Consider the following 26,639-nt stretch of genomic DNA (forward strand, 5'->3'; position numbering starts at 1 on the left):
TCAGGCAGATTTAAAGATATAACCCGAACCGTAGGCTGTCTGGATATAATGGGATGCCCTGCCGAGTTTCTTCCGAAGGTTGTTGATATGCACATAGATAAAATCAAAATTATCCAGCATATCGCTCTGGTCGCCCCAAAGGTGTTCGGCAATGATCTCTTTGGAAAGCACACGCCCTTCGTTGGTGATAAAGAAGACCAGAAGATCGTACTCTTTACGTGTTAATTCGATGGGCCGCTTCTCTACGAGCACTGTTTTAGACCTGGTTTGGATGGTGATTTCCTGAAATTGCAGTTCCTCGTTACCGCCGAATTTGCCCCGGCGAAGCACCGCTTTGATCCGGGAATTGAGTTCGGCCAGATGAAAAGGTTTGGTGATATAATCATCGGCTCCCAGGTCCAGACCTTCCAGCTTATTGTCCAGGGAATTGTTGGCAGAAATGATGATGACACCTGCTTCGCTCCTGGATTTTTTCAATTGTTTCAGGACATCCAGCCCGGAACCATTCAGTAAATTGATGTCCAGCAACACCATATCATAATCGTAAAGCGAGATGCGATAAAGCGCTTCTTCGTAATCTGAAGCTGTTTCGCAAACATGGGCATCTTTTTCCAGGAAGGTTTTGATGGAAGTTTGCAGGGCTTTTTCGTCTTCGGCAATCAGTATTTTCATAATTCTTTCAGCAGCTTCAACAATGAATTTACAAGATAACAGAACTATTTGATTATTCTTTGATCAGTTTTAATATGGTGGGGAGCACGATGAGCAGTAAGGGAAGCGCAAAGATCATCCCGCCTATCACGGCGATAGCCAGCGGCTGGTGCAATTGAGCCCCGGCACCAATTCCCAGAGCGAGGGGAATTAAGGCCATAATGGCTGCAAAAGCGGTCATTAATTTGGGTCGCAAACGGGCAGCAATGGCATATTCGATCTTTTCCTTATGGCTTTTTTCATTTTCAATTTCCAGGTACTGCCGGTAGGTAAAGATCGAGTTTTCGCCAATGATCCCTACGATCATGATGATTCCCATATAGCTACCCACGTTTAGTGGCGTGCCGGTTAACAAAAGGCTCAACAGGCATCCCGCAACCCCTAAAATGGCAATTCCCACGATCACCACGGCAATTTTAATCCTTCGGAAGAGGAATAGAATGACGATGAACACGAGCAGGATCGCGAGGATCAGGATGAGTAGTAGTTCGCTGAAGGCCTGTTGCTGCTCTTTATAGGAGCCGCCATATTCTAGATGATATCCGGCTGGCATGCTAACATTTTTTGCCAGTTTCTGCTGAATTTCAGCCAGCGTGGAACCAAGATCGCGATGATCCAGCCTGGCGGTCACCACGCCCATAGATTTCAGGTTTTCCCGGTTTACCTGGGCCACTCCTTTTTTCAGCTGGATGCTTGCCAGTTGCGGAAGCGGCAGCGTGGAGCCACCAGGGATATTTACCTGGAAATTCTGAAGATCCTGAATAGAATTTTTATAGGTCTGCGGATACATCAGGCGAATATTGATGAGCTGCTCATTATCGATCATTGTGCTCACGATCGTACCGCCAATACGGGTTTGCAGTTGCAGCTGCAGATCGGCCGGGGAAATCCCGATTCTTGCCAGTACATCATTTTTCGGTTCTACGGAAATTTCCGGGCCGGAGAGTATGATCCCGTCATTGACATCAGCCGTTCCTCTGATCTTTTCGATTTCTGAAGCTATCTTTTTTGAAAGTTCCTGCAAATGCGAAATATCGTCCCCGAAGATCTTGACCTCGATTGGCTGAACCGAACTGATGAGATCACCCAGCATATCACCAATTACCTGCCCAAAATCTACCTGAAGTGCGGGTAGCTTGGCTTCGATCTTCTTCCGGATCTCGTCGGCCACTTCCATGGTGGCAATCTGGCGTTTATCCTTTAATTTGATGAGGTAGTCCCCGCTGTTGGGTTCGGTGATGAAAAATCCCATTTCGGTTCCAAGTCTTGCTGAATACGCTTCAACTTCCGGTTGTTCATTCAGGATTTGATTCACCTGGTCGAGCATCGCAGCAGTCTCTTCGAGGGTCGTGCCACCGGGACTTTGGTAATCCATTACAATACTGCCTTCATCCATTTCGGGTAAAAAACCGGAATTCAGCTTTGAAGGAACAATGATCAGTACCGCTATACAGATTGCCGCAAAACCGATCCCGATCAACGGAAGATCCAATACTTTATGGATCCAGCGGGTTTTGGGTTCTTTTTTCCGCCGGATCTCTTTTCCGCGGGAAAAAACCACGGCGAGAATGGGAACGATGATCCACGAAACCAGAAAGGAAGCCGCCAGAGCGATGATCATGCTGTATGCCATCACCTTGAAGTAAGCGCCCGCCACGCCAGTCATCAAAATAAAAGGCACGAAGATGAGCAAAGTGCTGAGCGACGATCCAACCATTGCAGGAAATAGATGCGAAATGGCTTCGCGGGCGATCCAGCTGAGGGGTTTTTTGGGATGTTCTTCCCTTATTTTATGGATCTGTTCGATCACGATCACCACATCATCGATCATGAGCCCAATTGCAGCGGCGATAGCTCCCAGGGTCATGATATTAAAGGTATAACCTACAGCATCCATGACCAGTAGCGTGAGTGCCAGGCTCAGCGGAATGCTGAACACAATGACCATGCTGGCAGAAAATGACCGCAGAAAAATAATGACCACCAGGATTGCCAGAACAAGCCCGATCCATAATACGTCTTTAATACTGCGAATGCTGGAATTCACGAAATTCGCCTGCTTGTAAAACGGCCTGATCCTTACATTTTTGGGAATAATGCTTCCAAGTTCCGCGACTTTCTTTTCAATATTATTATTGACCTCGATGAGATTGGCATCGGGTTGTTTGATAATGGCCAAAAGCGGTACGTTTTTTCCGTTGGCCAGGACTTTTACGTATTCTTTCGCCTGGTTTACCTGTATTTCCGCGATATCCTTCAGCCTGATCGTCCTGCTCGTGCTGCTTTTCACCACGACATTTTCCAGGTCGGCCAGGTTCTCGATCGCGTTATTGGTAAGGTTGAGATACATTCGGTCATAATCTGTGATATAACCGTTGGATTGCAGGATATTGGAATTATTCACGGCATCCTGTATGTCTTTTATCGAAATCTGAAGATTCTGAAGCGCATAAGGCTTCAGGATGATCTCATATTCCTTGTCTTTCCCGCCGATGACGGCAATATCTGAAACCCCTTCAGTAGCCAGTAAATAGGGTTTGATCTGGTATTTTGCAATCTTTTTAAGGTCTACCTGCGACAGGCTGCCATCACCTTCCACCGAGTATCCCATTACGGGAAGAATGGAAGGATTCATTTTTTCTACGGAAAAACTGGTATTGGGAAGGATTTCTTCTTTCGACTGCTGAATGTAGGATTCTATCTGGCTACGAGCGGTATTGATGTCCATATCCCAATTCAGGAAAACTGAAATTTCACAGCTGCCACGCGAAGTAACGCTTCGAATATATTGCAAGCCTTCGGTACGCCTGATGATATTTTCCAATGGGATGGTCACCGTGGTCATCATCTTATCCACCGGTTGCTGGCCGGCATCAGCGATGACCTTGATTTTCGGGAATGTGATATTGGGGAACAAGCCGGTCTGCATTTTCTGGTAGGTGTAGCCTCCCGCCAAAAGAAGTAGTACCCCCAGTGCCAGCAACGGATATTTATATTTGGAGTGCAGGTTTTTCATGGTTTTTCTATACTGATCCTGGTGGAATCCTGCATCTGGTAAGCCCCCTGGATAATCACACGGTCGTTGGCCTGCAGGCCGTTAGACTCGATGACCACCAAGCTGTCACTTTCCATCCCGGGTTTAACATCCTGCCTGATGGCGAGGCTATCCTGAACTTTCATAACCCAGAATCGCGTCAGCAACTCGTTGGTTTGGATCGCTTTTTTGGGCACACTCAGCACATTAGTCACCGAGCTGATCACGAATTCCACCTGTACATTTAAATTTTCAGGTAATTCAGCATATGGTAACCGAATCAGGTACTGCTGCGCCTGGCCAATGCTGTCGGTACTTTGAAGCTTTCGGCTGATCCGGGCTTTGATTTGCCGGTTTTCGCTTAGCAGCACCCGGCAGGAATCGCCCGGCTGTATGCGATTGATGAATTCAAAAGGGACGCTTACTTTTACCACCAAGGTATTGGGTTGAGAAATCGATGCCAGCACATCACCTTCCGCGACATAATCGTTCACATTAACGGCCAGACTGGAAATGACGCCGTTAGTGTTGCTGGTAACCACAATAGGTTTGGCAAATTTCGCCAGGGAAGAATCGATTTTTGCGGCCTGCCCCAATGCGTCCTGTTCCTTCGTTCGCAGGCTGGCAAAAGCCTGACCTTTTTGAATGGGATCCCCAATTTCAAAGGGCATCCACGAAATATAGCCGGTCACCCTGGATCTTACCTGTTCTCGTTGCTGGAAACTGGTGACGCCGTTGAAAATGATTTTTTCCTGAAGGTCTTTTCGCTGTACCACGGCGGTTTTTACACGAATGGGTGCAATATTCTCTGCGGAAGTTTCGGCTGATTTTTTACAGGAAACAGCAAGAAATATTAGAAATATTGAAAATGCCAGGATCTTTTTCATGACTTACCAGTTTGTCGCGTTAAACTCATTTTGAAGCAACCAGAAATTGACCTGCATCTGAAGTTGAGTTTCCAGATCTACGCGGTAGTTTTCGATCATTTTAAGGTAATCAATGACCGAAACCTGCCCCTGCAGCATCCTGATCTTGTAGATCTCCAGGATGTTTTCCTGTTTTTGCAATTGCCTGGATACCAGCTTCAATCCCTTCTGAATAGCGGCCAGTTGATTTCTCAAGCTTTCCAGCGTATTGTTTCGCTGAAGCTCCTGATTTTGCAGGCGAGTGCGGAGATTGTCAATCTTCAGTTGCTGCTGTTGCCTTTTGATGGACCGCTGCCCGCCATCGTAAATAGGAATGCTAAGCCGCAAACCGGCGCTAAATCCCAGGTTATGCTGAAGCTGATCGAGGTCTACGGCATTCAGGCCAATATTGCCGTAAGCGGTAAGCTGGGGTTGGTATTTGTTTTCAAATACCTGCTGTTCCGCGATCAATTGCAGGCTGTCATTCGTGTATTTTCGCTCGAAGAACAGGGAGTCTTTTCCTGCTATTGAGGAAGAAAACAGGTTTTTTATTGAATGGTTTTCAGGTAAACTGTCAGTAGGACGAAGGTGTTCCTGAAAATTCTGTTGGGAGGCAGAAAGGAACACCTCCAGTTCGGCAGAAAGGGGGATTTCGGGAGCCAGAAGTGTATCGTTCGATATTTTTTCCAGGCCAACGGCATTTTGAAGGCTGAGAAGGTTCGACTGGAAATTATTCTCTAATTGCTGCATTTCCAGATTCCGATTATCGATCTCCAGTTGCAGCAGCAGGTAGTCGCTTTGCAGTAAAATTCCTTTTTTTACCAGCAGTTCCACCACTTCCAGTCGGTTTTTTAGTCCTTCGATGAGGTCCTGCAGCAATTCTTTCCGCAGCTGCAGCTGGTAGACCTGTATATAGGCGGCGGTGACCTGTTTTTTCAGCTGGTGCCAAATTTCTTCCGAAGACAATTCTATAGCGCGGTTACTGATCTTGTTCTGGAACTGAAGATTCTGGATCTGAGAGCGATTGAAAATGTTTTTAGCGATGTTTAGCTGGGCGGAATACAGCGCGCCGTTACTCACCGGCTCGGCATACCCGTAGGCGTTTGGCGAGGGCGTGGTGGTCACCTCCATAAAATTGCCATTGCTGTTAAAATATGGTGCTAGCATTACTTCCGAAGTAGCCGAGAACTGGAAATCATTTTCTGCCCGTATCAGTTCGGTTTGCAGTTCTCCTACCTGCACGAGGTTCTGATTTTGCAGTAAATCTGGATTGTTATTTTCCGCAGCGGCCAGGAAATAATTCAGCGAATTTTCCTGGGCCACGGCTATTTTGGCCATTAAAAAGCAGCATAAAATTATCCAGCGTAAGCGCAACACGATCTTATTTTGGTCAAAATTACAAGTGCTTTCTAAAGACTTTCTAAAGCGGCTTTTGGGTATTTCCGCAGAAAATCGGCAGAGTCTGGACTGATTCTATTAATTTTAAGCGAATCTTAAGGAGAAATTTTCCGAAGGTTTCCTAATCTTGAACAATTTTGAGGGATGAAAATCCTAATCGTAGAAGACGAACCCGGTATTGCCAACTTTATCCGCCAGGGACTGGAGGAGGAAGGTTATATGGTGACAGTGGCTACTGAAGGCAAACCGGCACTGAAACTCCTGTTTGACGAAAAGTTTGACCTGGTCATCCTGGACTGGATGCTTCCAGACCTGAGCGGACCTGAAATTTGCCGGGAATTCCGCGAAAAAGACGCTGCAACACCCATTATTTTTCTAACCGCCAAAGATACCGTACAGGATACGATCGATGGGCTGCAGGCGGGCGCCAACGATTATATCAAGAAACCTTTCCATTTTGTAGAATTGCTGGAACGCATCAAGGTGCAATGGAGAAACCGTACTACTGAAACGGAAATTTTGCAGCTGGGGGATATCCAGATCGATCTTCAGAAATACGAGGTCACTAAAGCCGGAACTCCCGTGAACCTTACCCAGAAGGAGTTCCAGTTACTGGAGTTTCTCGTGCGCAACAAGGGCCGGGTTTCCGAACGCACCCAGATCATTCGCGAGGTTTGGGATATCCACTTTGAATACAATACGGGCGTGATCGATGTTTTTATGAATTCCCTTCGGAAAAAACTGGGCATTACCGATAAAGAATACATCCAGACCATTCGAGGTGTGGGTTACCTAGCACAGGATCCCTCATGAAACTGAATTTCAGAAATAGAATTGCACTGTATTATATCGTCGTGACCGCGGTGATCATCCTGGGAACTTTTATCTCGATCTACCTGCTGGTTAGGAACACGATCTATGAAAGTATTGATGCTGACCTGCAGTTCGAGATACAGAAGCACAGCCAGGAAATTACGATTGCGAAGGACACTATTTATTTTACCAATAAGGCTGAACTGGAAGAGCGCGAACACCTGGAAGTCCAGGTAAACCCGGTATTTATCCAGATCACCGATACGTTAGGACAGGTATTTGATAAATCACCAAACCTGAAGGAAGACATTCTTCAACTGGTGGCAACCGGGGAGAACTCCTATTTCAATTCAGAACTCAGCCATAAATCTGTCAGGCAGGCACAATTGCCTTTGACAAAAAATGGAAAAGTGAAAGGGTACATGATCGGGGCGCTTTCGATCAATTCGGCTTTGACACTCCTGTCCAAACTAAAGTATACTTTACTGATCCTTTACCCGCTCATCCTCATTGTGCTGTTCCTGATTTCCCGCTACCTCGCCGGAAAGAACATTTCACCAATTGCCAATATCATCCACACCACGAACAGGATCACCCGCAACAACCTGCACGAAAGAGTGCAGTTACCCGAAACCGAAGATGAACTCTATGCACTTTCTTCAGCGATAAATGAACTGCTGGGAAGGGTTCAGGCCGCGATGGACCGGGAAAAGGCATTTACGATGGATGCTTCCCATGAGCTGCGCACCCCGCTGACCAATTTAAGAGGGAACCTGGAAGTGCTTATAAGAAAGGAACGCGCCACCAGCGAATACGAGAAAACAGTGAACTATAGCCTGGACGTGATCGATTCCATGACTCACACCCTGGAGCAGCTACTCATCCTGGCGAGAATGGATAAGGCGCACCTGGTGGAAAACGATGAGGGAATCCTCATAACAAGCGTCATCAATATTTGCCTGGCTCGCCAGAAATGGTTTATCGAGCAGAAGAATATCCAGGTCAAACTGGAGTATGATGCCCTGGAACATTCGCTGATCCCAGAGTATTATTCCCAGCTTATTTTAGACAATATCCTTGGAAATGCCATTAAATATTCTGCGGAAGCCGGGCTCGTGGAAATCGCGGTTCAGGAAATAAACGGGCTCATTCATTGCGTCATCAAAGACCATGGAGTGGGCATTGCCGAAGAAGATTTCGACCATCTGTACCAGAGTTTCTACCGAGCTAAAGATTCTTCCGGAGCTCCCGGGAACGGCCTGGGCCTTTCAATCGTGAAAAAAGCCGCGGAAGAAATTGGTGCCAGGCTGGAAATGAAGAGCATCAAAGGGAAAGGAACCGTGGTCACCATCATATTTAAGCCAATCTTAAGGGAGTAAATTCCAGGAATAGGCTGGTACTCAATAATTTTGAAGGACTGTTAAACAGGACTTATGCTTTCAAAAATTATCCGGTTCAGCCTTACGCACAAACTCATTATCCTGCTTTTTACGGTTTTCGTGATCGGTTTTGGACTGTTCGCATTAAGCAGAATTTCCATCGGGGCGGTTCCTGATATTACCAATAACCAGGTGCAGGTCCTCACTACTTCAGAAAATCTTTCCACTCAGGATATGGAGCAGTTCATCACCTATCCTGTGGAGCTGGAAATGGCCAATCTCCCGGGTGTGAAAGAAATCCGTTCGGTTTCAAAATTCGGACTTTCCGTGGTTACCATTGTTTTTGAAGATGATCTGGGAACCTATCTTCCGCGGCAGTTAATTGCTGAAAAGATCAGGGCTGCTTCAGAAAACATCCCGGAAGGTTTCGGGACACCCACGATGGGGCCAATTACCACGGGGCTTGGGGAGATTTACCAGTACACGCTTGATGTTAAAAAAGGTTATGAAGACGAATATTCTGCACAGGAATTGCGAACCATACAGGACTGGATCGTAAGAAGGCAACTTTCGGGAATTCCCGGGGTAGTGGAGATCAATGCCTGGGGCGGTTATAAAAAACAATACGAGGTTTCCATAGATTCCGGGAAACTCAACGCTATGAATGTCTCGATTGCTGAAGTCATGGCCGCACTTCAGAAAAACAACAGCATTGCCGGGGGCGGTTATATCGAAAAACTGAACCAGGCCTATTTCATTCGCGGCGAAGGTCGCGTTGCTTCGCTGGAGGATATTCGGAATATCGTCGTGGGTCTTCGCGGAAATACGCCGGTTTATATTAAAGATATCGCGGAAGTTGGTTTTGGACATGCGCCCCGGTACGGTGCGATCACTTCTAACGGAAACGGTGAAACTGTACTAGGCCAGGTGATGATGCTGAAAGGAGCCAATTCCAATAAAGTGATCCAGGATGTGAAAAAGCGGGTGGCAGAAATTTCTCAAAACCTGCCGGAAGGAGTGGTGATCCGGCCATTTTTGGATCGCAGCGAGCTCATCGCCAAGACCACGCATACAATTGCTGAAAACCTCATCATAGGTTGCTTGATTGTTATTTTTGTGGTGGTCATTCTCCTGGGAAATTTTCGCTCCGGTTTGGTCGTGGCCTCGGTCATACCGCTGTGCCTGTTATTTGCCCTTTCGCTAATGTACCTTTTCGGGATTGATGCCAACCTGATGAGCCTTGGGGCGATCGATTTTGGGATTATTATTGACGGCGCCGTGATCATTGTAGAATATACCGCTTACCAGATCATCAGGAAAAAAAGGGAATTTTCAAGTCTGGATCGAAGAGAAATCCGGAACCTGAAAGACCAGGCTTCCTATGAAAGCGCGTCGAAAATGATGAATTCGGCCATTTTTGGACAGCTTATCATCCTTATCGTGTTCATTCCAATATTGTCGCTAAGCGGCGTGGAAGGGAAAATGTTCCGTCCTATGGCGCTCACCTTCAGTTTTGCCCTGATCGGCGCCATGATCTTTTGCCTTACTTACGTGCCGGTGGTTTCTTCCCTTTTTCTGAAGGCCGATTCCAAAGGAGGCTATAGTTTTTCTGAAAAGATCCTTGCCAGGCTGAATAAAGTATATGTCAGGACCATTCAGTGGGCGCTGGGCAAAAAGAAACTGGTTCTGGGAATTGCGGCTGGTTTGCTGGCCTTAACAGTTTTTATCTTTAGCAAAATGGGCGGAGAATTCATTCCGCAGCTGGATGAAGGCGATTTCGTGATCCAGCCGGTGCTGAAAACAGGAACTTCCCTGAGTGAAACCATTGAAGTGACCACCCGGATTGAAAAAATACTACTGGAACAGTTTCCGGAAGTTGACCAGGTGGTAAGCCGCATTGGCGCTGCGGAAGTTCCTACAGATCCTATGTCTATGGAAGAAAGCGATGTGATCATTAGCCTGAAGCCAAAAAGTGAATGGACCTCTGCCGATACCAAAGATGAACTGGCTGAAAAATTCAAGGAGGCGCTTTCTATCATTCCTGGACTGGGAATTGAATTCACGCAGCCTATCGAAATGCGGTTCAATGAACTCATTACCGGTGTGCGGGCTGATATTGCAGTGAAGGTTTTTGGGGAAGATCTCGATATCCTGAACAACAAAGCCAACGAAATTCGAAAACTGATCTCCGATGTGCCCGGCGCTTCTGATATCACGGTGGAAAAGATCGTGGGGCTGCCGCAAATGGGTGTGAAGTACCGCCGCGATGCGATTGCGCGTTTCGGGTTGAATATCGAAGATGTGAACAAAGTGATCTCGATGGGATTTGCGGGATTTAGCGCCGGCAGTGTTTTCGAGGGTGAAAAGAAATTCGACCTGGTGGTACGCCTGGCCCAGGACCGCAGGAGCGATATTTCAGATCTTGAGAACCTGTATATAGACACGCCTTCCGGTGAAAAGGTTCCCTTGTCGCAACTGGCCGAGATCACCTATCAGAAGAGAGCTGCCAAGATTTCCCGGGATGATACGAAACGAAGGATCGTAGTGGGAATCAATGTTCGAAATCGTGACCTGGAATCGGTCGTGGAAGACATCCGCAGCCGGATCGATGAAAATATTCAGTTGCCTCCAGGTTATAATATCACCTATGGCGGGCAGTTCGAAAACCTGCAGAGCGCTTCCAGACGTCTCAAAATTGCCGTTCCCATTGCACTTATTTTGATTTTCATGCTGTTGTATTTTGCCTTTGGAACCATCCGGGACGCGGCGATGATCTATTCGGCCATACCACTGGCAGCGGTTGGTGGTGTGTTTTTACTCTGGCTGCGCGGAATGCCTTTCAGTATTTCGGCTGGAGTTGGATTTATTGCCTTGTTCGGAATTGCGGTCTTGAACGGGATCGTACTGATCGAACATTTCAAGGAATTGCAAAAAACCGGAATGAAAAATGACGACCAGCTCATCATCAAAGGAGCCAAAGATCGTTTACGAGCGGTAATCCTGACCGCTTCCGCAGCGGCGCTCGGTTTTCTACCCATGGCGGTAAGCAGCAGTGCCGGAGCCGAAGTTCAACGACCACTGGCGACCGTGGTCATTGGCGGGCTCATCACTTCCACGGTGCTCACACTGGTCGTGCTGCCCGTGATCTATTCGATTTTTAACAAGGAAAAGAAACAAAAAAAGGCTGGTGGAAACCTGAAGATCAAACCGCTTTCTATGCTGCTCCTGTTATTGTTGCTTCCCACTTTCTCACAGGCGCAGGAAATTGGCAATCTTCAGCAGCTGTATGAGCTGGCCTTGCAAAATAACTTCGGAATCAAATCTTCGGAAGCCGGGTTGGAGTCTGGACAAGCGCTGATGAATGCCGCCTGGGAACTGGATAAAACAGAATTTTTTTACCAGTATGACCAGAATAACCTCGCCAACAATGAACCTCTGAAAGTGTTCGGCGTCATGCAGAATTTTGAATTTCCAACAGTCTATTTTTCGCGGAAAAAGCTCTACCAGCAAAGTTCACAATTGCTGGAAGATAAACTGGAAATCGAAAAGTGGAAACTGAAGAAGGAACTCGCCAAAGCTTACCAGGAATATCTATACCAACAGCAAAAACTCACGGTGTATGAATCGCTGGATAGTTTGTATGCGCAATTTTCGAAGGCGGCAAGCAGAAAATTTGAACTCGGAGAAACCAACTACCTGGAAAAAATCACCGCTCGAGCCAAATACCAACTCATCAACACCCAGTTAAAGCAGATCAACCTGCAGATCAATTCTGTGAAATCCCAATTGCAGGCAATTGTCCAAACCGATGAGCTGCCAGAAATTGCCGTTTCAGATATGCAGAAAATAGATGTTTTATCGGGAGATTCTCCTTATACCGACTACTTCAGTCAACAGGTTGAACTGGCAAATGCACGGCAAAATTTGCTGGCTCAGCAAACCTGGTTGCCAGACCTGAGCCTAGAATATTTTCAGGGGAGCAACGACCAGATCTCCGGGAATTTACACGGTTACCAGGTAGGCCTTAAGATCCCTTTCCTTTTCAGTGGGCGAGCTGCACGGGTCAAAGCGGCGAAGCTGGAGACCGAAAGTGCCCGTTTTCAGAAAGAAAATAATTTAAAACTGCTGGCAGCGGAAGAACAAAGCTTGCTGGGAGAACTTCAAAAATTTCAGCAGGAACTGGATTATTACGAGTCAGAGGGCAGAAGCCTTTTTGAAGAATTGCTGAAAACGGCCAGGCGCTCCTACAAAGGAGGAGAGATCGATTTCTTTGAATATATCCAGAGCCTCGGCAATGCTTACGAGATCCAGCTGAATTACCTCGAGAACCTCAACGCTTACAACCAGGCCGTGATCGAGTACCATTACCTAACAATTCCTTCAGAAAATGAGAAATAAGTTATTCCAAATACTACCGTTTCTTGCCTTAAGTTTATGGTTTACCGGCTGCGGAAACGATTCAGAAAAAAATATCGAAGACGACCAGAAATCTTCTTCTGAAATTCGGGTAAGCGCGCAACAGTTTCAACAGAACTCCATGGAGCTGGGAACGATCGAAAATCGGGAATTTCCGCAGTTTGTCAGAGCTACCGGCGTGATCGATGTGCCACCTGAAAACAAAGCCATGATCACGACATTTGCCGAGGGTTACGTGAAGAACACGTATTTGCTGGAAGGAGACCAGGTCAAGAAAGGTCAGTTACTGGTGAGCCTGGAAAATCCTAAATATGTGGAAATGCAGCAGGATTACCTGGAAACCAGGGAGCAGATGGACTATTTGGAATCTGAATACCAGCGACAGGAAACGCTCTATAATGAGCAAATTACTTCTGAAAAAAATTATTTAAGAGCAAAAAGCGAATATAATCGCAATAAGGCGCGTTATAACGCACTCCGGCAACAATTGCAGATGCTTCATATCAATCCCGAAAATGTGGAAAAAGGGCAGTTCGTTTCAACGATCAATATTTACTCGCCCATCAGCGGGCAGGTTAGTGACGTGATGATCAGTAAAGGGACGCATGTTTCAGAAGCGCAAAGCCTGATGCAGATCATTGATACCGATCACATCCACGTGGAGCTAAGCGTTTTTGAGAAAGATCTTGGCAGCCTGGAAAAGGGACAGCCTATACTGGTTACGCTTCCCGAAAATTCCCGTGATACCCTCACGGCTGAAGTACATCTTATCGGCGCGAGTATCGATCCCGAAAAACGCACTGTAAGGGTTCACGGGCATTTTGAAGAGGACCTGGAAAAGCAGCTGGCGGTGGGCATGTATGTAGACGCGAGTATCATTACCAGCTCCAGGGAATTGCCCTCGCTGCCATCTGAAAGCATTACAGATCTGGACGGGCAGCAGTATGTGTTGCAACTGGATTCGGTTAGTTCGCAGGGAGATTATTACCTTTCTCGTGAGAAAGTGAAAACTGGCCAAAATTTTAATAACTTTCAGGAGATTGAAAATGCGGAAAAATTCAAATCTGGAACGAAATTTCTAGTAACAGGAGCCTATCAGTTACTGGAACAATAAAAATTCACATTATGAAAAAACTCATTTTTATAGGGCTATTGCTTCTGGGAAGTTTTACTTATGCCCAGGAATGGAAAACCGATTTTGATACGGCTAAAAAAGAAGCAGCCAAAGAACACAAACCCATAATCCTGGTTTTCCAGGGGTCTGACTGGTGTGCGCCCTGCATCAAACTCGACAAGCAGGTTTGGAGCACAGAAGAATTTCAGCAGTACGCGAAAGACCATTATGTGATGCTACAGGCTGATTTCCCGAAGAAAAAAGAGCACCAGCTGCCGGAAGCACAAATTGCAAAGAATGAAAAACTGGCCGAAAAATATAATCCTTACGGCTATTTTCCGTTTGTAGTGATACTAGATGAAAACGGGAAAGTTTTGGGAAACATGGGTTACGAAAAAAAATCTCCTAAACAGTACATCGCCGCGTTGAACGCCAACATAAAACAATAGTTTGAAAAAGTGCTTTTCCTTGCTGGTTCTTCTTATTGGCTTGCAATTGCAGGCCCAGGAAATCCATAAACGCACGCTGAAACTCATGGGCAGTCGGTTTGAAATTACCGTCACTGCTGAAAATCCAGAAAAAGCAAATCAGTATATAGACACAGCTGTAAGCGAAATTCAGCGCATTGAGCGGCTCATTTCCAGCTGGGATCCTGCCAGCCAGACTTCGGAGATCAACAGGAACGCGGGAATAAAGCCGGTGGTAGTAGATCCTGAACTCTATAACCTCATCAGCAGGGCATTAAAAATTTCTGAAATAACCGATGGCGCTTTCGATATCTCCTACGCCTCGATGGATAAGATCTGGAAATTTGACGGCAGCATGAGGAGCATGCCTTCCGAAGAAGCTATCCGAAATTCGGTTTCCAAAGTGGGGTATCAAAATATCATTCTACACCCGGATGATCATTCTGTTTTTCTGAAGAAGGAAGGAATGAAAATTGGTTTTGGGGCGATCGGGAAAGGTTACGCGGCAGACAGGGCGAAGGATCTCCTACGCTCTCAAGGAGTAACCGCCGGGATCATCAATGCTTCCGGAGATATGAATACCTGGGGAACACAGCCCAATGGAGATACCTGGAAAGTAGCGATTACCAACCCGTTGAACAAAGAACATGCTTTTGCCTTGCTTCCGCTGGAAGACAGGGCGGTGGTGACGAGCGGAGATTATGAGAAATTTGTTAAATTTAACGGGGTGCGCTACAGTCATATTATCAACCCGAAGACCGGTTACCCGGCTACGGGAATCATCAGCGCGACCGTTTTTGCCCCAAAAGCTGAACTGGCCGACGCGCTGGCAACTTCTGTCTTTGTGATGGGAATCGAAACCGGCATAGACCGGATCAACCAGCTACCAGGTATTGACTGTATTATTGTAGATACGAATGGCAAAGTACACACCTCGAAAAATATAAAACTGGACTCCTTATGAAATGGAAATTCTTGATGTTGCTGGGTTTGCTCATGGCAATGAACTCCTGCACCGCGGTAAAGGAATATCAAAAAGTATATATCAACGATCCCAATATGCTGCTTGGCACGCGGAAAGCCGATCGTTTTGAGACGAATTTCCAGGCATACCGGGAAGCAGCTGCCGGAGCGAACGGAGGTAAAACCGGCGGCGGTTGCGGCTGTAACTAGAAAAAGATGATGAGAAATTATACCATTTTGCTCGTTTTTTTTCTGGGAAGCCTGCAGATCTTCGCGCAGGATTCCACCAGTACTTTTAAGAAAAGAGTGCTGGAAGGTACCGAGATCGATTTCCTTGGAAGCTATTATTCGCAGGACGGAAACAATGCCGCGGTTACTGGCGGACTTGGAACCGAAAAACTCACCGATGCTGCTCCGACCGTAGTGGTTTCGATCCCGATCAATGACGATGACGTGCTGACCATCGATGCGGGAATTTCGGCTTATACTTCGGCTTCTTCCAGCAATATAGACCCTTTTGATACTAATTATGCCGATCCTTTTACCGCCTCTTCCGGGGCTTCCTCCAGCGACACCTGGGCAAATGTGACGGGCAGCTACAGCCATAGCAACGATGACCGCAACCGTATCGTAAGCGGAAAAGTTTCTTTTTCCAACGAATACGATTATACCTCAATTGGCTTTGGCGGAAGCTATACCTGGCTGTTCAATGAAAAAAATACCGAGTTCACGCTCCACGGAAATGTGTACCTCGATACCTGGAAGATCATTTATCCTTACGAGTTGCGGCCCTACGCTCAAAACCGAACCTTCACTTACCAGAATGCGGCCTCTTTGGGCTATGCCCCGGCTTTTCGAGAGTTGACCGAAAAAGGCCGAAATTCTTATTCTTTAGGCCTGAATTTTTCACAGATCCTGACGGAAAGACTGCAAGGTTCTTTACTGGTGGATCTCGTGCTGCAGCAGGGATTGCTTTCCACGCCATTTCAGCGGGTGTATTTCCAGGATTTTCAGGATTTCTTTATTGATGATTTTCAGCTGGCTGATGATATTGAGCACCTTCCTGATTCCCGCCTGAAGACCGCGGTGGGCGGCAGGTTGAATTATTACCTGAACCAGACCTTTGTCCTGCGTTCCTATTACCGCTTTTACCGCGATGATTGGGGAATCGTATCTCATACCGCCAGCCTGGAGGTACCGGTAAAATTGAACGATAAATTCACGGTTTATCCATCTTACCGATATTATCAGCAAAGCGCGGCCGATTATTTTGCGCCGTATAACACCCATTTATCTTCGGAAGAATATTATACTTCAGATTTTGATTTATCTGATTTTCAGGCGAACCAGTACGGAATTGGAATCAATTATACTGATATTTTCACCTCTCTTAAAATTGGAAGTATGGGGCTGAAGACCATCGACCTAAAATATGATTATTACCAGCGTGATTCCGGGCTGCATGCCAATATCATTACCTTCGGACTTGGATTTACCGAAAACTGATAGCTTTCCCTGCCTGTTTTCTGAAAATGGGCTACTCCGCAATTAACCAGCAGAATGGCTGGGTAGTGTGTGCCGCTTGTGCGACCGGAAATAGTTCTTCAGGTCTTCTAAAGCCAGGAATAAACAGGGAACGATGACCAGGATGATTGAAGTGGCGAAGATAATCCCAAAACCTAGCGAGATCGCCATGGGAATTAGATAGAAAGCCTGGCTGGATGTTTCCATGATGATAGGTGTTAGTCCGCCGAAAGTTGTCAAAGTCGTCAACAAGATTGGCCTGAAACGCCTTAGACCAGCTTCTTTAATTGCCTCAAATGCCGATTTGCCTTCTTTTTCCTTATTGGCAAAGTCGATCATAATCAGCGAGTCATTGACCACAACTCCCGTTAAAGCAATAACACCCATTAAACTAACCAGTGAAAGATCATAACCAAGGATAATATGGCCGATAACTGCACCCACAATTCCGAAGGGAATAGCAGACATGACGATGAGTGGCTGCGTATAACTTCCAAAAGCTACTGCGAGCAATGCGTAAATGATCAAAAGCGCCATGATAAAGCCGCCCCAGAGACTGCTGGTAGATTCGCGCATATCTGCCTGGCTGCCTTCAAATGTCCATGTAAGTCCCGGATAATCGTTTCTTAGCTGTGGTAAAATTTCATTTTCTACACGTTCAATCACCTGGCTAACGGTATTTGCAGGTTCTACGTCCATACCCACATTCACGACCCTTCTTCCGTCACGACGGTTGATGCTGGTAAATGCTTCTTCCTGGTTCACGCTTACCACATCGAGAAGTGGTACTTCAATACTATCATTGGTGCGAACGATAAATTCTTCCAGGTTGTTTAGATCTTTACGCTCTTCATATGGTAGTTTTACCCTGATCTCTACTTCATTATTTCCTCTCAACTGTCGCATGGCGAGCGCTCCAAAAAACGCATCCCGTACCTGGCGACCCACTTGGTTGGAGGTCAATCCCAGATTTCGACCTTCAGGTAACAGTTTAAAGTCATATTGAAGTTTTCCTTTATTGTAATTATCGTTTACATCACGAGTATTTTCAAAAGTCTTCATGCTTTCCATGAACTTTCTGCTTGATTTTTCCAGAACGTTGATATCTTCATGGCTAAGGTCCACACTGATATCCTGCTGGTAACCACCTGGACCTCGTTCAGCTTCAAAAGTAATCTGGTCCACCCCGCGAATTTCTCCAATATTATCTCTCCAGAGTGCGATCATCTCCCGGCCGGTCATAGTTCGCTCATCGGGTGGCAACATCACGATCTCCACATCGATAAAATTCTGACCGCGCACATTTGTTTTGATCCCTTCCGCAGCTTCATAAAGATTGTGTTCTTCAAACATTTTCTGGGTGGCCCGTGTTACTTCTTCTGCGACTTCAGCAGCCTGGTCTGGCGTGGTTCCAACCGGAAGCCTGATACCGGCTTCAATTTCATCGGCAGCAACTTCGGGCATCATGATCATTCCCATGTGATCGCTATAAGCATAACCACCAACCATCAGCAAAAGTGCTAATGCAGCACTGAGCGTGATATATCTGAATTTCAGACATTTTTCTAAAAATGGCCGGTAATAGTTGTCGATAACCCGGTTAAAACCATTAGAAAAACGATCCTGCCATTTTTCCAATTTCAGAATAAGACCTTTTTTCTTTTTCTTTTTAATGTGCGCCAGGTGAGCTGGTAGAATGAATAAGGCTTCCATTAAAGAAACCACCAGGATCACCATCACTACAACGGGTAGCGGCCACCAGAACTTTCCTGTTTCTCCGGGCATGAAGAGCAGCGGAATAAATGCGATGATCGTGGTCATAATACTGAATACGACCGGTTTGGAAATGTCTTTAGTTCCTTTAATTGCTGCCTTTAGAGGGTTCATTCCTTGCTGCCGGTATTCATAAACATTTTCTCCCACCACAATGGCGTCATCTACCACTATTCCCAGAACAACGAGGAAACCAAACATGGAGATCATATTGATACTGACTCCAATAATTGGTAAAACGATCATTCCTCCAATGAAGGAAACCGTCATTCCAACCATCACCCAGAAGGCCAGGCGATATTCGAGGAACAGGGCAAGAATGATCAAAACGATGAAAATTGCCATGATCCCATTTTCAGTTAAAAGTGAAAGACGTTCCCGGTAATCTTCAGCACGATTGGAATCGATCCTGGACTGAACTCCGAGCGGTAACTGAAATTCTTCCAGGATTTCCTTTACCTTTTCTTCAATTTCCATGGGTGACTGATCACCAACTCTAAAGATCTCCAGGCCGATAGAAGGAGTGCTATTAAACTGACCGTGAAAACCAGTTTCCTCAAATCCGTCGGTGATGGTAGCAATATCCTGAAGTTTTACCTGCGCACCGCTAGGTGAATTGATTATGGTAATTTCACCATATTCCTTTGCCCATTGTTTGCGTTCCTGCATGCGTAACAGGATTTCTCCGGAATTGGTCTCTACAGACCCTGCAGGAACATCCTCACTTGATTGTGCGATAATGTTGGCTACACCGCCCAATGTTAAATTGTACTGTCTTAAATTATGACGCGGAATTTCAATTCTCGTCTCATATTCCGGAATATTGCCCAGTTCCACCTGCGTAATTTCCGGGTTACTCAAAAGTCTCGTTCGCAGCCTTTCTGCCAGTTTTCGAAGCGTCCAGATATCAACTTCACCATACAAACTTACCTCCATCACATCACGAACCCGGTCCTGCAGGCTCACTTCCGGTTGGTCGATATCATCGGGAAACGTACGAATCCTGTTCACTGCCTGGTCAATGTCCTGGAAGGCTTTCATACGGTTGGTACCCGCCACCAGCTCAATGGTTACATTACCAGATCCTTCCCGCGCTGTGGAAACGATCTCCTTGATTCCCTGGATGCCGCGAACGGCTTCCTCGATGGGCATAAGAATTCCCTGTTCCACCTCTTCAGGTGCAGAACCGGGATAGCCCACATTTATTTCTACAAAATCAAGCTGAAATTGCGGGAAAACTTCTTTCTGAATGTGAAACATCGTCCAGATACCTCCGCCAATCAGAATAAACATGAGCAGGTTTGCGGCAATGGAATTCTTTGCCATGTATGCGATCCAGCCTTTATCGGTATTCTGATCTTTTTCTCCCATCTTATTCTTCGGAATTACTGGTTGCTGTACTGTCATTTTCTTTTCGAAGGGCAGCTCCTTCTGTTACCGTGCTGATATTACTGGTAACTACTTCTTCACCATTATTCACTCCTTCAGTGATATAGGCATACTGGGCATCATTCAGCAGAATTTTCACCTCTCTGATCTCCAGTTTCCCGTCCTTCATCACCCATACCGTATTATTGCTTCTGATGAAATCCCTGTTCAATCTTACCACATCTTCGATTTCCTTTGCCTGGATATTTGCTTCTACGAATGAACCAATGATCATTTTCGGTTTATCAGTAGAATCTTTTTCGGTCGCGAGCGGATCAGGCACTTTCACGAGCAAACGGGCAAGCCTGGTCTGATCATCTAACGCACCAATTTGCTGATCAAGAAAACCTTCCCTGAAAGCATCTTCTCCCCAGGCTGTTTCATTCATGATCTTTACCATAGAACCGATACCATTACTATCTTGTTTAAAATCGAGCCAGCGGAGTTTATTTACAGGAACGGTAATATTGACCCAGTAGAAATCGGTTCCGGTGAGTCGCCCGAGGTTGTCACCGGGGGATACCTGCGAGCCGACAGTGGCATTTTGGTTTACTATATGAGCATCGAAAGGAGCGGTGATAGTACTACGTCCTAGATTTGTACGCGCCTGGTTAACGGCTGCCTGTGCTGATTGGATTCTGGCCTTTATTGCATTGAGCTGAGGTTGTCTCAGAACAAGGTCTTTTTGTTCTTCGGAAAGTGTGTCGCCACCAATTAATTGTAATTCCTGTCGTGCGATTTTTTGCCTTCCCATTTCCATTTCCAGGTCGGTTTGGGCCTGTAATAATTCGCTTTTTCGTAGCTCCAGGTTATTCTGATAATCGGTTGGATCTATTTGTAGCAGTACTTCTCCTTTTTTTACAAAACCGCCTGGAACGAACTTTTCAGATCTTCTGGTGATCTGTCCATTCACTAACGGACTAAGAATTACATCATTCAGTGGTCTTACAGTTCCGGTGGCGACGATATTCGGAGTGAAATTGCCCTTTTTTGCAGGTACAGTGCTCACCAGCATCGCCGATTCTTTTGTGGCACCTTCACTTTGCGCGGTGGGTTCCGTAGAAAATATGAGAACGATGACCAGTATGGCGGCCGCCAGGATTCCCATGCTTATCAGTATAATTCTTTTATTGATCATATTCTTAACTTATTCTACAGGTGGCGATCTTCCGGTATCAAATCCGCCCGCAAGCGCACGATACAGATCGATCCTGATTTGAACTTTTTCTCTTTTTCGCTGAAGCATATTCCGCTGTAGCTGCTGTTGCTGGTCCAGTGAAAGCAGGACATCCAGGTATTCGCTCAGACCGTTTATGAATTCTATTTGTAACTGTTTATTTGTTTTTTGTGCGAGCTCCAGTCGTTCTGCCAGTATTTCTATACGTTGTTTTTGCTTTTGTTCCCTTATCAATGCATCTTCCACCTCCTGAAAAGCGGTAAGCACCGACTGTCCGTATTGGTATAACTGCTGATTCTTAACCGCTTCAGTGCGGTCAACTTCCGCTCTTAGACGACCCCAGTATATAAGCGGAGCTACGAGATTTCCAGCGAGAGTATAAGCCCATTCGTTGAATAGATTTTGAAAATTATTGGAACGAACCTGTGCGGTAAGATTCAAGCTAAGCCTGGGAAATTTATTTCGAACTGCCTCCGCCATATCACGATCAGCTGCCATTAAAAGGGCATATTGTCGCTGTACATCCGGCCGGTTCCTCACGAGTTCCAACGGCAGGCCAGTTTCGGGTAACTGCGAAATCTGCGGAAGACTATCTAAGGCTGTTTCAGAAAAATTCTGAGGAGGTTTTCCCACCAATATCGCCAGCTGATTCTGGAGTGTCGCTACGTCTGTCTCGTAAATAATGCGAAGGTCCTGTGTAGATTTCAGTAATTGTTCCTGTCTAAGAATATCTACGGCCCTGATCGTCCCGGCACCAAAACGAGCACGAATCAGTTTCATGATATCTTCATTGGTCTTGATCTGTTCTTCAACCAATTGCAATTGCTCGGTTGCGGTCACCAATTCATACCAGGTAGAAGCGATTTCCGCAGAAAGGCTTATGGCCGCTGCTTTGTAATCAAAATACGAAGCCTGCATCCTGAAATCTTCTGCCTGTACGGAAGCTCTGATGCGTCCCCACAAGTCCAGTTCATAAGCTGCGGAAACTCCCAATTGTACATTTTCACCACCTGCAAAATCGGGTTCCGGTCTGCTCATAGCGGCACGGGACTGCGCTTCTATATCTGGCAGTAAAAATGTGGATTGCCTTTTCCTGATGGCTTTAGCTTCCTGAAACTGTTCCCAGGTGGTGGCCAGGTTCAGGTTGTTGGTAAGAGCCGAGTCGATTAGCGTATTGAGCTTAGGATCATTAAATTCCTTCCACCATTCTTCGGAAACGACCTCGCTGCCGGAATAGGAAAAATTTTCAGGTTGCTCCACGGGTGGTTTATAATTTTTAAGTTTTGGGGAGCAGGCATTTAATAACAGAAGATAAAGAAAGCACCAAATCAAAATTTTGAATAGTCTCGGGTTTTGCAGGCTGTCGCAAGCATAAAGGGAACCTTGAAATGGCTGGGAAATCTTCGGCATATACGGTTGAAATTCAGCAATTAAAGAGCTGTTTTTCCTAAAATAAGCCAAATTGAAGAAATAACGGTGCTCCGTAAGACTTCCTTAACAAATGTCGATTTAATTAAAATACAGGAGGTTACATAAAAACTAGGAAACCAGGTAATGGTCTAATACGGTCTTTAATTTTTCCAGGACGATGGGTTTGGAAAGGTAATCGTCCATGCCATTGGCCAGGCAGGTTTCGCGTTCCCCTTTCAAGGCCCGTGCGGTAAATGCAATGATAGGAATATGAACTTTCAGCGTTTCTTCGATCTTCCGTATTTCCCTGGTCGCTTCCAAACCGTTCATTTCCGGCATCTGGATATCCATAAAAATAAGGTCTGGTTTTTCAGATTGATAGGCCTCCACGGCTTCGAGACCATTTTCAACCATGAACAAACGCGCGTTGGGGACGACTTTTCCTAAAATCTCCCTGGCGAGCAACTGGTTCACAGGATTGTCTTCTGCCACCAGCACGGTAATATTTTCTTCGGAAGCGATCGTGCTTTTGTTTTCGGAAACTGCTTCGGAAAAATGCTCGTTTTCTGTCTTTGGAGCCACCTCCTTACCGAGTTTATCGATAATGTTTTTAAGGCGATCTGAATTGATCGGCTTGGTCGCCGTGTAATTGATCTCGTAGTCCCGTGTGGCCTGTACGATGACTGCATCTTCAGAAGTGCTGTGGAGCAGCATGATCGGGAATTCTTCCGAAGTTAAATTCAGCGTCTTTCGGAAATATTTGATTACATCGGTCCCAGACATATAGGGCATGTTGTAATCTACAATCGCCAGGTCAAACTGTTGGTTTTTCAGAAGGTTGATGGCTTCGATCCCGTTGGCCGCCAGGACGGTCTCAATATCCATCGTGGCGAGCATGCCTTCCAGGATTTGCCTGTTCCGCTGGTTGTCGTCTACCACCAGTGCTTTGCGAATGTGGTGATCCAGGTTCCCCTTTTGTGAGGGTTTACGGTCTGAAGCATCAAACTCGACCTCGAAATAAAATTCGCTGCCTTTGTGCAGCTCACTTTTCACCTGTAGTCTGGAATCCATCAAAGCCAGCAATTTGTTGCTAATGGTAAGACCAAGGCCCGTTCCGCCATATTTTCGAGTTGTCGAGGTGTCTTCCTGGTCAAAAGCACCAAAGATCTTGTGCATTTTATTTGCCGCGATACCAATTCCCGTATCCCGAACCTTGAAAAGAAAACAGGCTTTACTTTCCTGATTTCCTGGGCATTTTTGGCTTTCGATCTTCAATTCCACTTCCCCTTTTTTCGTGAATTTCACGGCGTTTGCCAATAAATTGGTGAGAATTTGCCGTAGTCGCACGGGATCGGCGTAGATGTAGCGTTTTACATTCGGATCGATGTTCAGCAGGACTTCAAGTTTCTTTTGATCGGCCTGGTGCCTAACAATATCAATGGTTTGTTCGCAAAGCTCGTAGATGTCGATCTCTTCCCAGTGCAATTCGATCTTTCCGGCCTCGATCTTCGAGAAATCAAGGATATCGTTGATCACATCCAACAACAGGTTTGCCGATATATTGACGTTTCGAAGGTATTCGTCCTGACTTTCGGTTAGCGGGGTTTTCATCAGCAGATCGGTAAAACCGATGATCCCGTTTAGCGGCGTACGGATCTCATGGCTCATATTGGCCAGGAATTCCGACTTTGATTTACTGGCTTGTTCAGCTTTGCGCCGGGCTTCTACCAGTGAGCTCTCCAGGGCTTTCTGTTCGGTTACATCCCAGTTCGTGCCCAGCATTCTCACAGGCTTGTTATTTTCATCGCGATATACGGTGCCTTTTGCCATGATATAGTGCAGGGAACCGTCTGGCCAGATCACGCGGAAATTGGTATCATAATGGGCATTTCCCGCAATGGCAGCCTGTAGCAGCGTTTCGATTTCATCCACGTCGTCCTCGTGAACCCTGCTTTTCCAGAGCTCGTAATTAGACTGTTCTGTGCTGGAACTACTTCCGTAGAGGCGGTACATGGTTTCATCCCAGTGAAGCTGGTTGTTTACCAGGTCAAAATCCCAAATCCCCACGATCGATGCTTCGAGGGCAGTTTGCAGTTTGTTCTCGGCATTCACCCTTCGGCTGATATCGCGGAAAGCGGCAATGGTAATAAAGCCGTTGGCAGTTCGGGTGGAATTCAACGTCATTTCCACCGGAAATTCCTCGCCGTTCTTCTTAACCGCGAAAACTTCAATGACCGTAGAACCATGCTGTTTCTTTTTATTTCGTTTTTCGGAATCGATCTGCTCAAGGTAGGTCTGCAAATGTTCCCGGTGTTTAGCGTGGAATCGCTGCGGAATGAGCGATGTCATGGTTTTACCTTCCAGTTCTTCCGAAGTATATCCGAAAACACTGGTCATTAGCTGGTTGGCGACTTCGATGGCTCCTTTTTTATTCACCACGATCAGGGGATCTGGAGTGGCGTTGAGGTAGAGTTGTATTGCCTGTAATTCCTGCTGCGCGGCACGTTTCTCCCGATCAATCCGGTTGATGGTCGTGGCAACGAACATCAGCATCAAAACGCTAACAAATATCAGTAATACCGCGACGAGGGAGATCGAAAAATCAGCAGCGAAATAGCCTTTTCTGAAAGCCCATAAAGTAAGGTAGGAAACCAGTACAATGGCGAGCAGCAACTGGAAGAACAGCTTCCGGATCATGAAACTGCCCAGTCTCTTGCTGGTAAAAAGTTCGGTGATCCCGTATTTTGGGATGATCAGAGAGATGGCCATTCCGGAGATCAAAAAACCGATCGCAGTATGGATCGCCATGGAAGAAATAAAGGTGATCTTATTGAAGGTTGGGACCTGGTAGATAAAGGCGATGATCGCGAAAAACGCCGTTAGTACCACAAGCAGCGTGAAATAGGAGGCGAGTTTCCTGGCTTTTTTGTTGCCCGATCGAATAAGCATCAGCGAAATGCTGAGTAAGATGAAACTGAGCGAGGTAGCCATAGACATGCGGCCGGGAGTAGGATTCCCGCGGTCAATCCCTCTCTGGTCTAAAGTAATGAGCTGATCGATCCCAAAATTCAAACTTCCAATATCCTGCAACAGCGTGGTAAGGGTAAGTGCTAAAAGGAGAAAATTGAGAACCTGGGAAATCTTAAAACAGCGTTTTTCCTGGGTACAGAAAATCACACATGCGAGCAAAAAGAAAGAGAATGCCGTATTGAATTTCATCGTGGGCAGATCTGGTAAAACCTGCGTCAATACTTCAATACCCAGCAGCCATCCAAGCATTGCTAGGAAAGATACGCACCAGATCATGACAGCGGCGTAGCGGATAAATTTCTGATAAAAGATGGGTTTGACCATAGATTAACGGAGTGTATCCTTTAAGCCTTCGTGTAAAATTTTCTCAATACTTTGATTTTAGCCAGGTTTTCAAATTTACTGAAAAGTCCCCGAGTGCCTAGTGTATTGTACGGGAAGTCTTACAGTTAATTTTTGGAAAATTTACAAATAAATTTCAGAATAGCTTTAAAAATGTTGTGGTGCAGGTGTTTAAGCCTGGATCTTCAGAAGATTTCGAGTGGATTGTTAAACCGAAATTTTTAACATTTTACGGAAAATTCAATTAGATGTCACGCCTGAAATTCCGCTAAAAAGAAAGCCCGAAAACGTACATTTTCGGGCTGTAATATCCTAAGCGGCAAACCGCTAATTTAGTAAGTTTAGTGAGGCAATTTTTTTCTGAGCAATCCGTATAAGAATGTTCCGAAAACAGCTCCGAGAATCACAACCAGAATGGTCACGTAACCAGAACCGGCCAGTACATACATTGGGCCAGGACAGGCACCGGCCAGCGCCCAGCCAAGACCAAAAATGATCCCTCCAATAAGGTAGCGGGCAACGCTTTTGTCTTTAGGAGCAAGGCTCATATCACTACCATCCAAAGCCTTGATCTTCTTGGCTTTGATGACCTGTACCCCAATAATCCCGATCACAAGTGCTGAACCAATGATACCGTACATGTGAAAACTACCGAACTGGAACATTTCGTAGATTCGGAACCAGGAGGCAGCTTCCGATTTATACATGATAATTCCGAAGAAAATACCAATGATCAAATAGGTGAAATATCTCAT

17 protein-coding genes are annotated in these 26,639 nt (G+C 46.0%); 8 read left to right on the plus strand and 9 right to left on the minus strand.

Annotated elements, in window-relative coordinates; genetic code table 11:
• The 4 genes from GRFL_RS08090 to GRFL_RS08105 are packed head-to-tail and all read right to left on the minus strand — an operon-like array spanning position 1 to position 5,988.
• Positions 1-672: a response regulator transcription factor gene (locus GRFL_RS08090; protein WP_083644138.1), complete on the minus strand. Its 672-nt coding sequence runs from the start codon at positions 670-672 to the stop codon at positions 1-3.
• Positions 673-724: 52 nt separating this feature from the next.
• Positions 725-3,727, minus strand: coding sequence for an efflux RND transporter permease subunit (locus tag GRFL_RS08095; RefSeq protein ID WP_083644139.1), 3,003 nt, complete (start codon positions 3,725-3,727; stop codon positions 725-727).
• Positions 3,724-4,632 (minus strand): efflux RND transporter periplasmic adaptor subunit, encoded by a 909-nt coding sequence (locus GRFL_RS08100; protein ID WP_083644140.1) that lies wholly within the window; start codon positions 4,630-4,632, stop codon positions 3,724-3,726. The genes GRFL_RS08095 and GRFL_RS08100 overlap by 4 nt, the downstream gene beginning before the upstream one ends.
• A 3-nt stretch (positions 4,633-4,635) precedes the next feature.
• Complete coding sequence (locus GRFL_RS08105; protein WP_083644141.1) at positions 4,636-5,988, minus strand: TolC family protein; 1,353 nt, start codon at positions 5,986-5,988, stop codon at positions 4,636-4,638.
• A 204-nt stretch (positions 5,989-6,192) separates the two neighbouring features.
• On the opposite strand from GRFL_RS08105, the gene GRFL_RS08110 reads away from it, so the two are divergent.
• Genes GRFL_RS08110 through GRFL_RS08145 form a run of 8 tightly spaced genes read left to right on the plus strand, consistent with a single transcriptional unit; the run spans position 6,193 to position 16,706 of the window.
• Positions 6,193-6,861 carry a response regulator transcription factor gene (locus GRFL_RS08110; RefSeq protein ID WP_083644142.1) on the plus strand — a complete coding sequence of 223 codons (669 nt, stop codon included), beginning with the start codon at positions 6,193-6,195 and terminating at the stop codon, positions 6,859-6,861.
• On the plus strand, positions 6,858-8,240 hold the full coding sequence (locus tag GRFL_RS08115; RefSeq protein ID WP_083644143.1) for a sensor histidine kinase: 1,383 nt from the start codon (positions 6,858-6,860) through the stop codon (positions 8,238-8,240). Before GRFL_RS08110 ends, GRFL_RS08115 begins: the two co-directional genes overlap by 4 nt.
• A 54-nt stretch (positions 8,241-8,294) precedes the next feature.
• Positions 8,295-12,638 carry a CusA/CzcA family heavy metal efflux RND transporter gene (locus GRFL_RS08120; RefSeq protein WP_083644144.1) on the plus strand — a complete coding sequence of 1,448 codons (4,344 nt, stop codon included), beginning with the start codon at positions 8,295-8,297 and terminating at the stop codon, positions 12,636-12,638.
• The gene (locus tag GRFL_RS08125) at positions 12,628-13,770 is read left to right on the plus strand and encodes an efflux RND transporter periplasmic adaptor subunit (RefSeq protein WP_083644145.1); all 1,143 of its coding nucleotides are present in this window, start codon (positions 12,628-12,630) and stop codon (positions 13,768-13,770) included. Before GRFL_RS08120 ends, GRFL_RS08125 begins: the two co-directional genes overlap by 11 nt.
• 11 nt (positions 13,771-13,781) lie before the next feature.
• Complete coding sequence (locus GRFL_RS08130) at positions 13,782-14,219, plus strand: thioredoxin family protein (RefSeq protein ID WP_083644146.1); 438 nt, start codon at positions 13,782-13,784, stop codon at positions 14,217-14,219.
• A 1-nt stretch (position 14,220) separates the two neighbouring features.
• A complete protein-coding gene (locus tag GRFL_RS08135; protein WP_083644147.1) occupies positions 14,221-15,201 on the plus strand; it encodes an FAD:protein FMN transferase in 981 nt (326 codons plus the stop codon).
• Positions 15,198-15,410, plus strand: a complete 213-nt coding sequence (locus GRFL_RS08140) for a DUF4266 domain-containing protein (protein ID WP_083644148.1) — start codon at positions 15,198-15,200, stop codon at positions 15,408-15,410. The genes GRFL_RS08135 and GRFL_RS08140 overlap by 4 nt, the downstream gene beginning before the upstream one ends.
• A gap of 6 nt (positions 15,411-15,416) precedes the next feature.
• The gene (locus tag GRFL_RS08145) at positions 15,417-16,706 is read left to right on the plus strand and encodes a DUF3570 domain-containing protein (RefSeq protein WP_086047631.1); all 1,290 of its coding nucleotides are present in this window, start codon (positions 15,417-15,419) and stop codon (positions 16,704-16,706) included.
• Positions 16,707-16,748: 42 nt separating this feature from the next.
• On the opposite strand, the gene GRFL_RS08150 is transcribed toward GRFL_RS08145, so the two are convergent.
• The 5 genes from GRFL_RS08150 to GRFL_RS08170 form a co-directional block, all read right to left on the minus strand.
• Positions 16,749-19,904: an efflux RND transporter permease subunit gene (locus tag GRFL_RS08150; protein WP_236995905.1), complete on the minus strand. Its 3,156-nt coding sequence runs from the start codon at positions 19,902-19,904 to the stop codon at positions 16,749-16,751.
• Positions 19,870-21,063, minus strand: coding sequence for an efflux RND transporter periplasmic adaptor subunit (locus GRFL_RS08155; protein ID WP_083644150.1), 1,194 nt, complete (start codon positions 21,061-21,063; stop codon positions 19,870-19,872). The genes GRFL_RS08150 and GRFL_RS08155 overlap by 35 nt, the downstream gene beginning before the upstream one ends.
• Before the next feature lie 9 nt (positions 21,064-21,072).
• Positions 21,073-22,362, minus strand: a complete 1,290-nt coding sequence (locus GRFL_RS08160) for an efflux transporter outer membrane subunit (protein WP_236995906.1) — start codon at positions 22,360-22,362, stop codon at positions 21,073-21,075.
• A 279-nt stretch (positions 22,363-22,641) separates the two neighbouring features.
• Positions 22,642-25,866 (minus strand): response regulator, encoded by a 3,225-nt coding sequence (locus GRFL_RS08165; RefSeq protein ID WP_083644151.1) that lies wholly within the window; start codon positions 25,864-25,866, stop codon positions 22,642-22,644.
• A 359-nt stretch (positions 25,867-26,225) separates the two neighbouring features.
• Positions 26,226-26,639: a DUF6691 family protein gene (locus tag GRFL_RS08170; protein ID WP_083644152.1), complete on the minus strand. Its 414-nt coding sequence runs from the start codon at positions 26,637-26,639 to the stop codon at positions 26,226-26,228.

Origin of the sequence: Christiangramia flava JLT2011 (assembly GCF_001951155.1) — a bacterium.
Classification (GTDB): domain Bacteria; phylum Bacteroidota; class Bacteroidia; order Flavobacteriales; family Flavobacteriaceae; genus Christiangramia; species Christiangramia flava.

What these genes read in the sequence shown, in the direction of transcription:
- GRFL_RS08090 (WP_083644138.1), bottom strand. Translation starts at nt 672, where the DNA reads ATGAAAATACTGATTGCCGAAGACGAAAAAGCCCTGCAAACTTCCATC.
- GRFL_RS08095 (WP_083644139.1), bottom strand. Translation starts at nt 3,727, where the DNA reads ATGAAAAACCTGCACTCCAAATATAAATATCCGTTGCTGGCACTGGGG.
- GRFL_RS08100 (WP_083644140.1), bottom strand. Translation starts at nt 4,632, where the DNA reads ATGAAAAAGATCCTGGCATTTTCAATATTTCTAATATTTCTTGCTGTT.
- GRFL_RS08105 (WP_083644141.1), bottom strand. Translation starts at nt 5,988, where the DNA reads ATGGCCAAAATAGCCGTGGCCCAGGAAAATTCGCTGAATTATTTCCTG.
- GRFL_RS08110 (WP_083644142.1), top strand. Translation starts at nt 6,193, where the DNA reads ATGAAAATCCTAATCGTAGAAGACGAACCCGGTATTGCCAACTTTATC.
- GRFL_RS08115 (WP_083644143.1), top strand. Translation starts at nt 6,858, where the DNA reads ATGAAACTGAATTTCAGAAATAGAATTGCACTGTATTATATCGTCGTG.
- GRFL_RS08120 (WP_083644144.1), top strand. Translation starts at nt 8,295, where the DNA reads ATGCTTTCAAAAATTATCCGGTTCAGCCTTACGCACAAACTCATTATC.
- GRFL_RS08125 (WP_083644145.1), top strand. Translation starts at nt 12,628, where the DNA reads ATGAGAAATAAGTTATTCCAAATACTACCGTTTCTTGCCTTAAGTTTA.
- GRFL_RS08130 (WP_083644146.1), top strand. Translation starts at nt 13,782, where the DNA reads ATGAAAAAACTCATTTTTATAGGGCTATTGCTTCTGGGAAGTTTTACT.
- GRFL_RS08140 (WP_083644148.1), top strand. Translation starts at nt 15,198, where the DNA reads ATGAAATGGAAATTCTTGATGTTGCTGGGTTTGCTCATGGCAATGAAC.
- GRFL_RS08145 (WP_086047631.1), top strand. Translation starts at nt 15,417, where the DNA reads ATGATGAGAAATTATACCATTTTGCTCGTTTTTTTTCTGGGAAGCCTG.
- GRFL_RS08150 (WP_236995905.1), bottom strand. Translation starts at nt 19,904, where the DNA reads ATGACAGTACAGCAACCAGTAATTCCGAAGAATAAGATGGGAGAAAAA.
- GRFL_RS08155 (WP_083644150.1), bottom strand. Translation starts at nt 21,063, where the DNA reads ATGATCAATAAAAGAATTATACTGATAAGCATGGGAATCCTGGCGGCC.
- GRFL_RS08165 (WP_083644151.1), bottom strand. Translation starts at nt 25,866, where the DNA reads ATGGTCAAACCCATCTTTTATCAGAAATTTATCCGCTACGCCGCTGTC.
- GRFL_RS08170 (WP_083644152.1), bottom strand. Translation starts at nt 26,639, where the DNA reads ATGAGATATTTCACCTATTTGATCATTGGTATTTTCTTCGGAATTATC.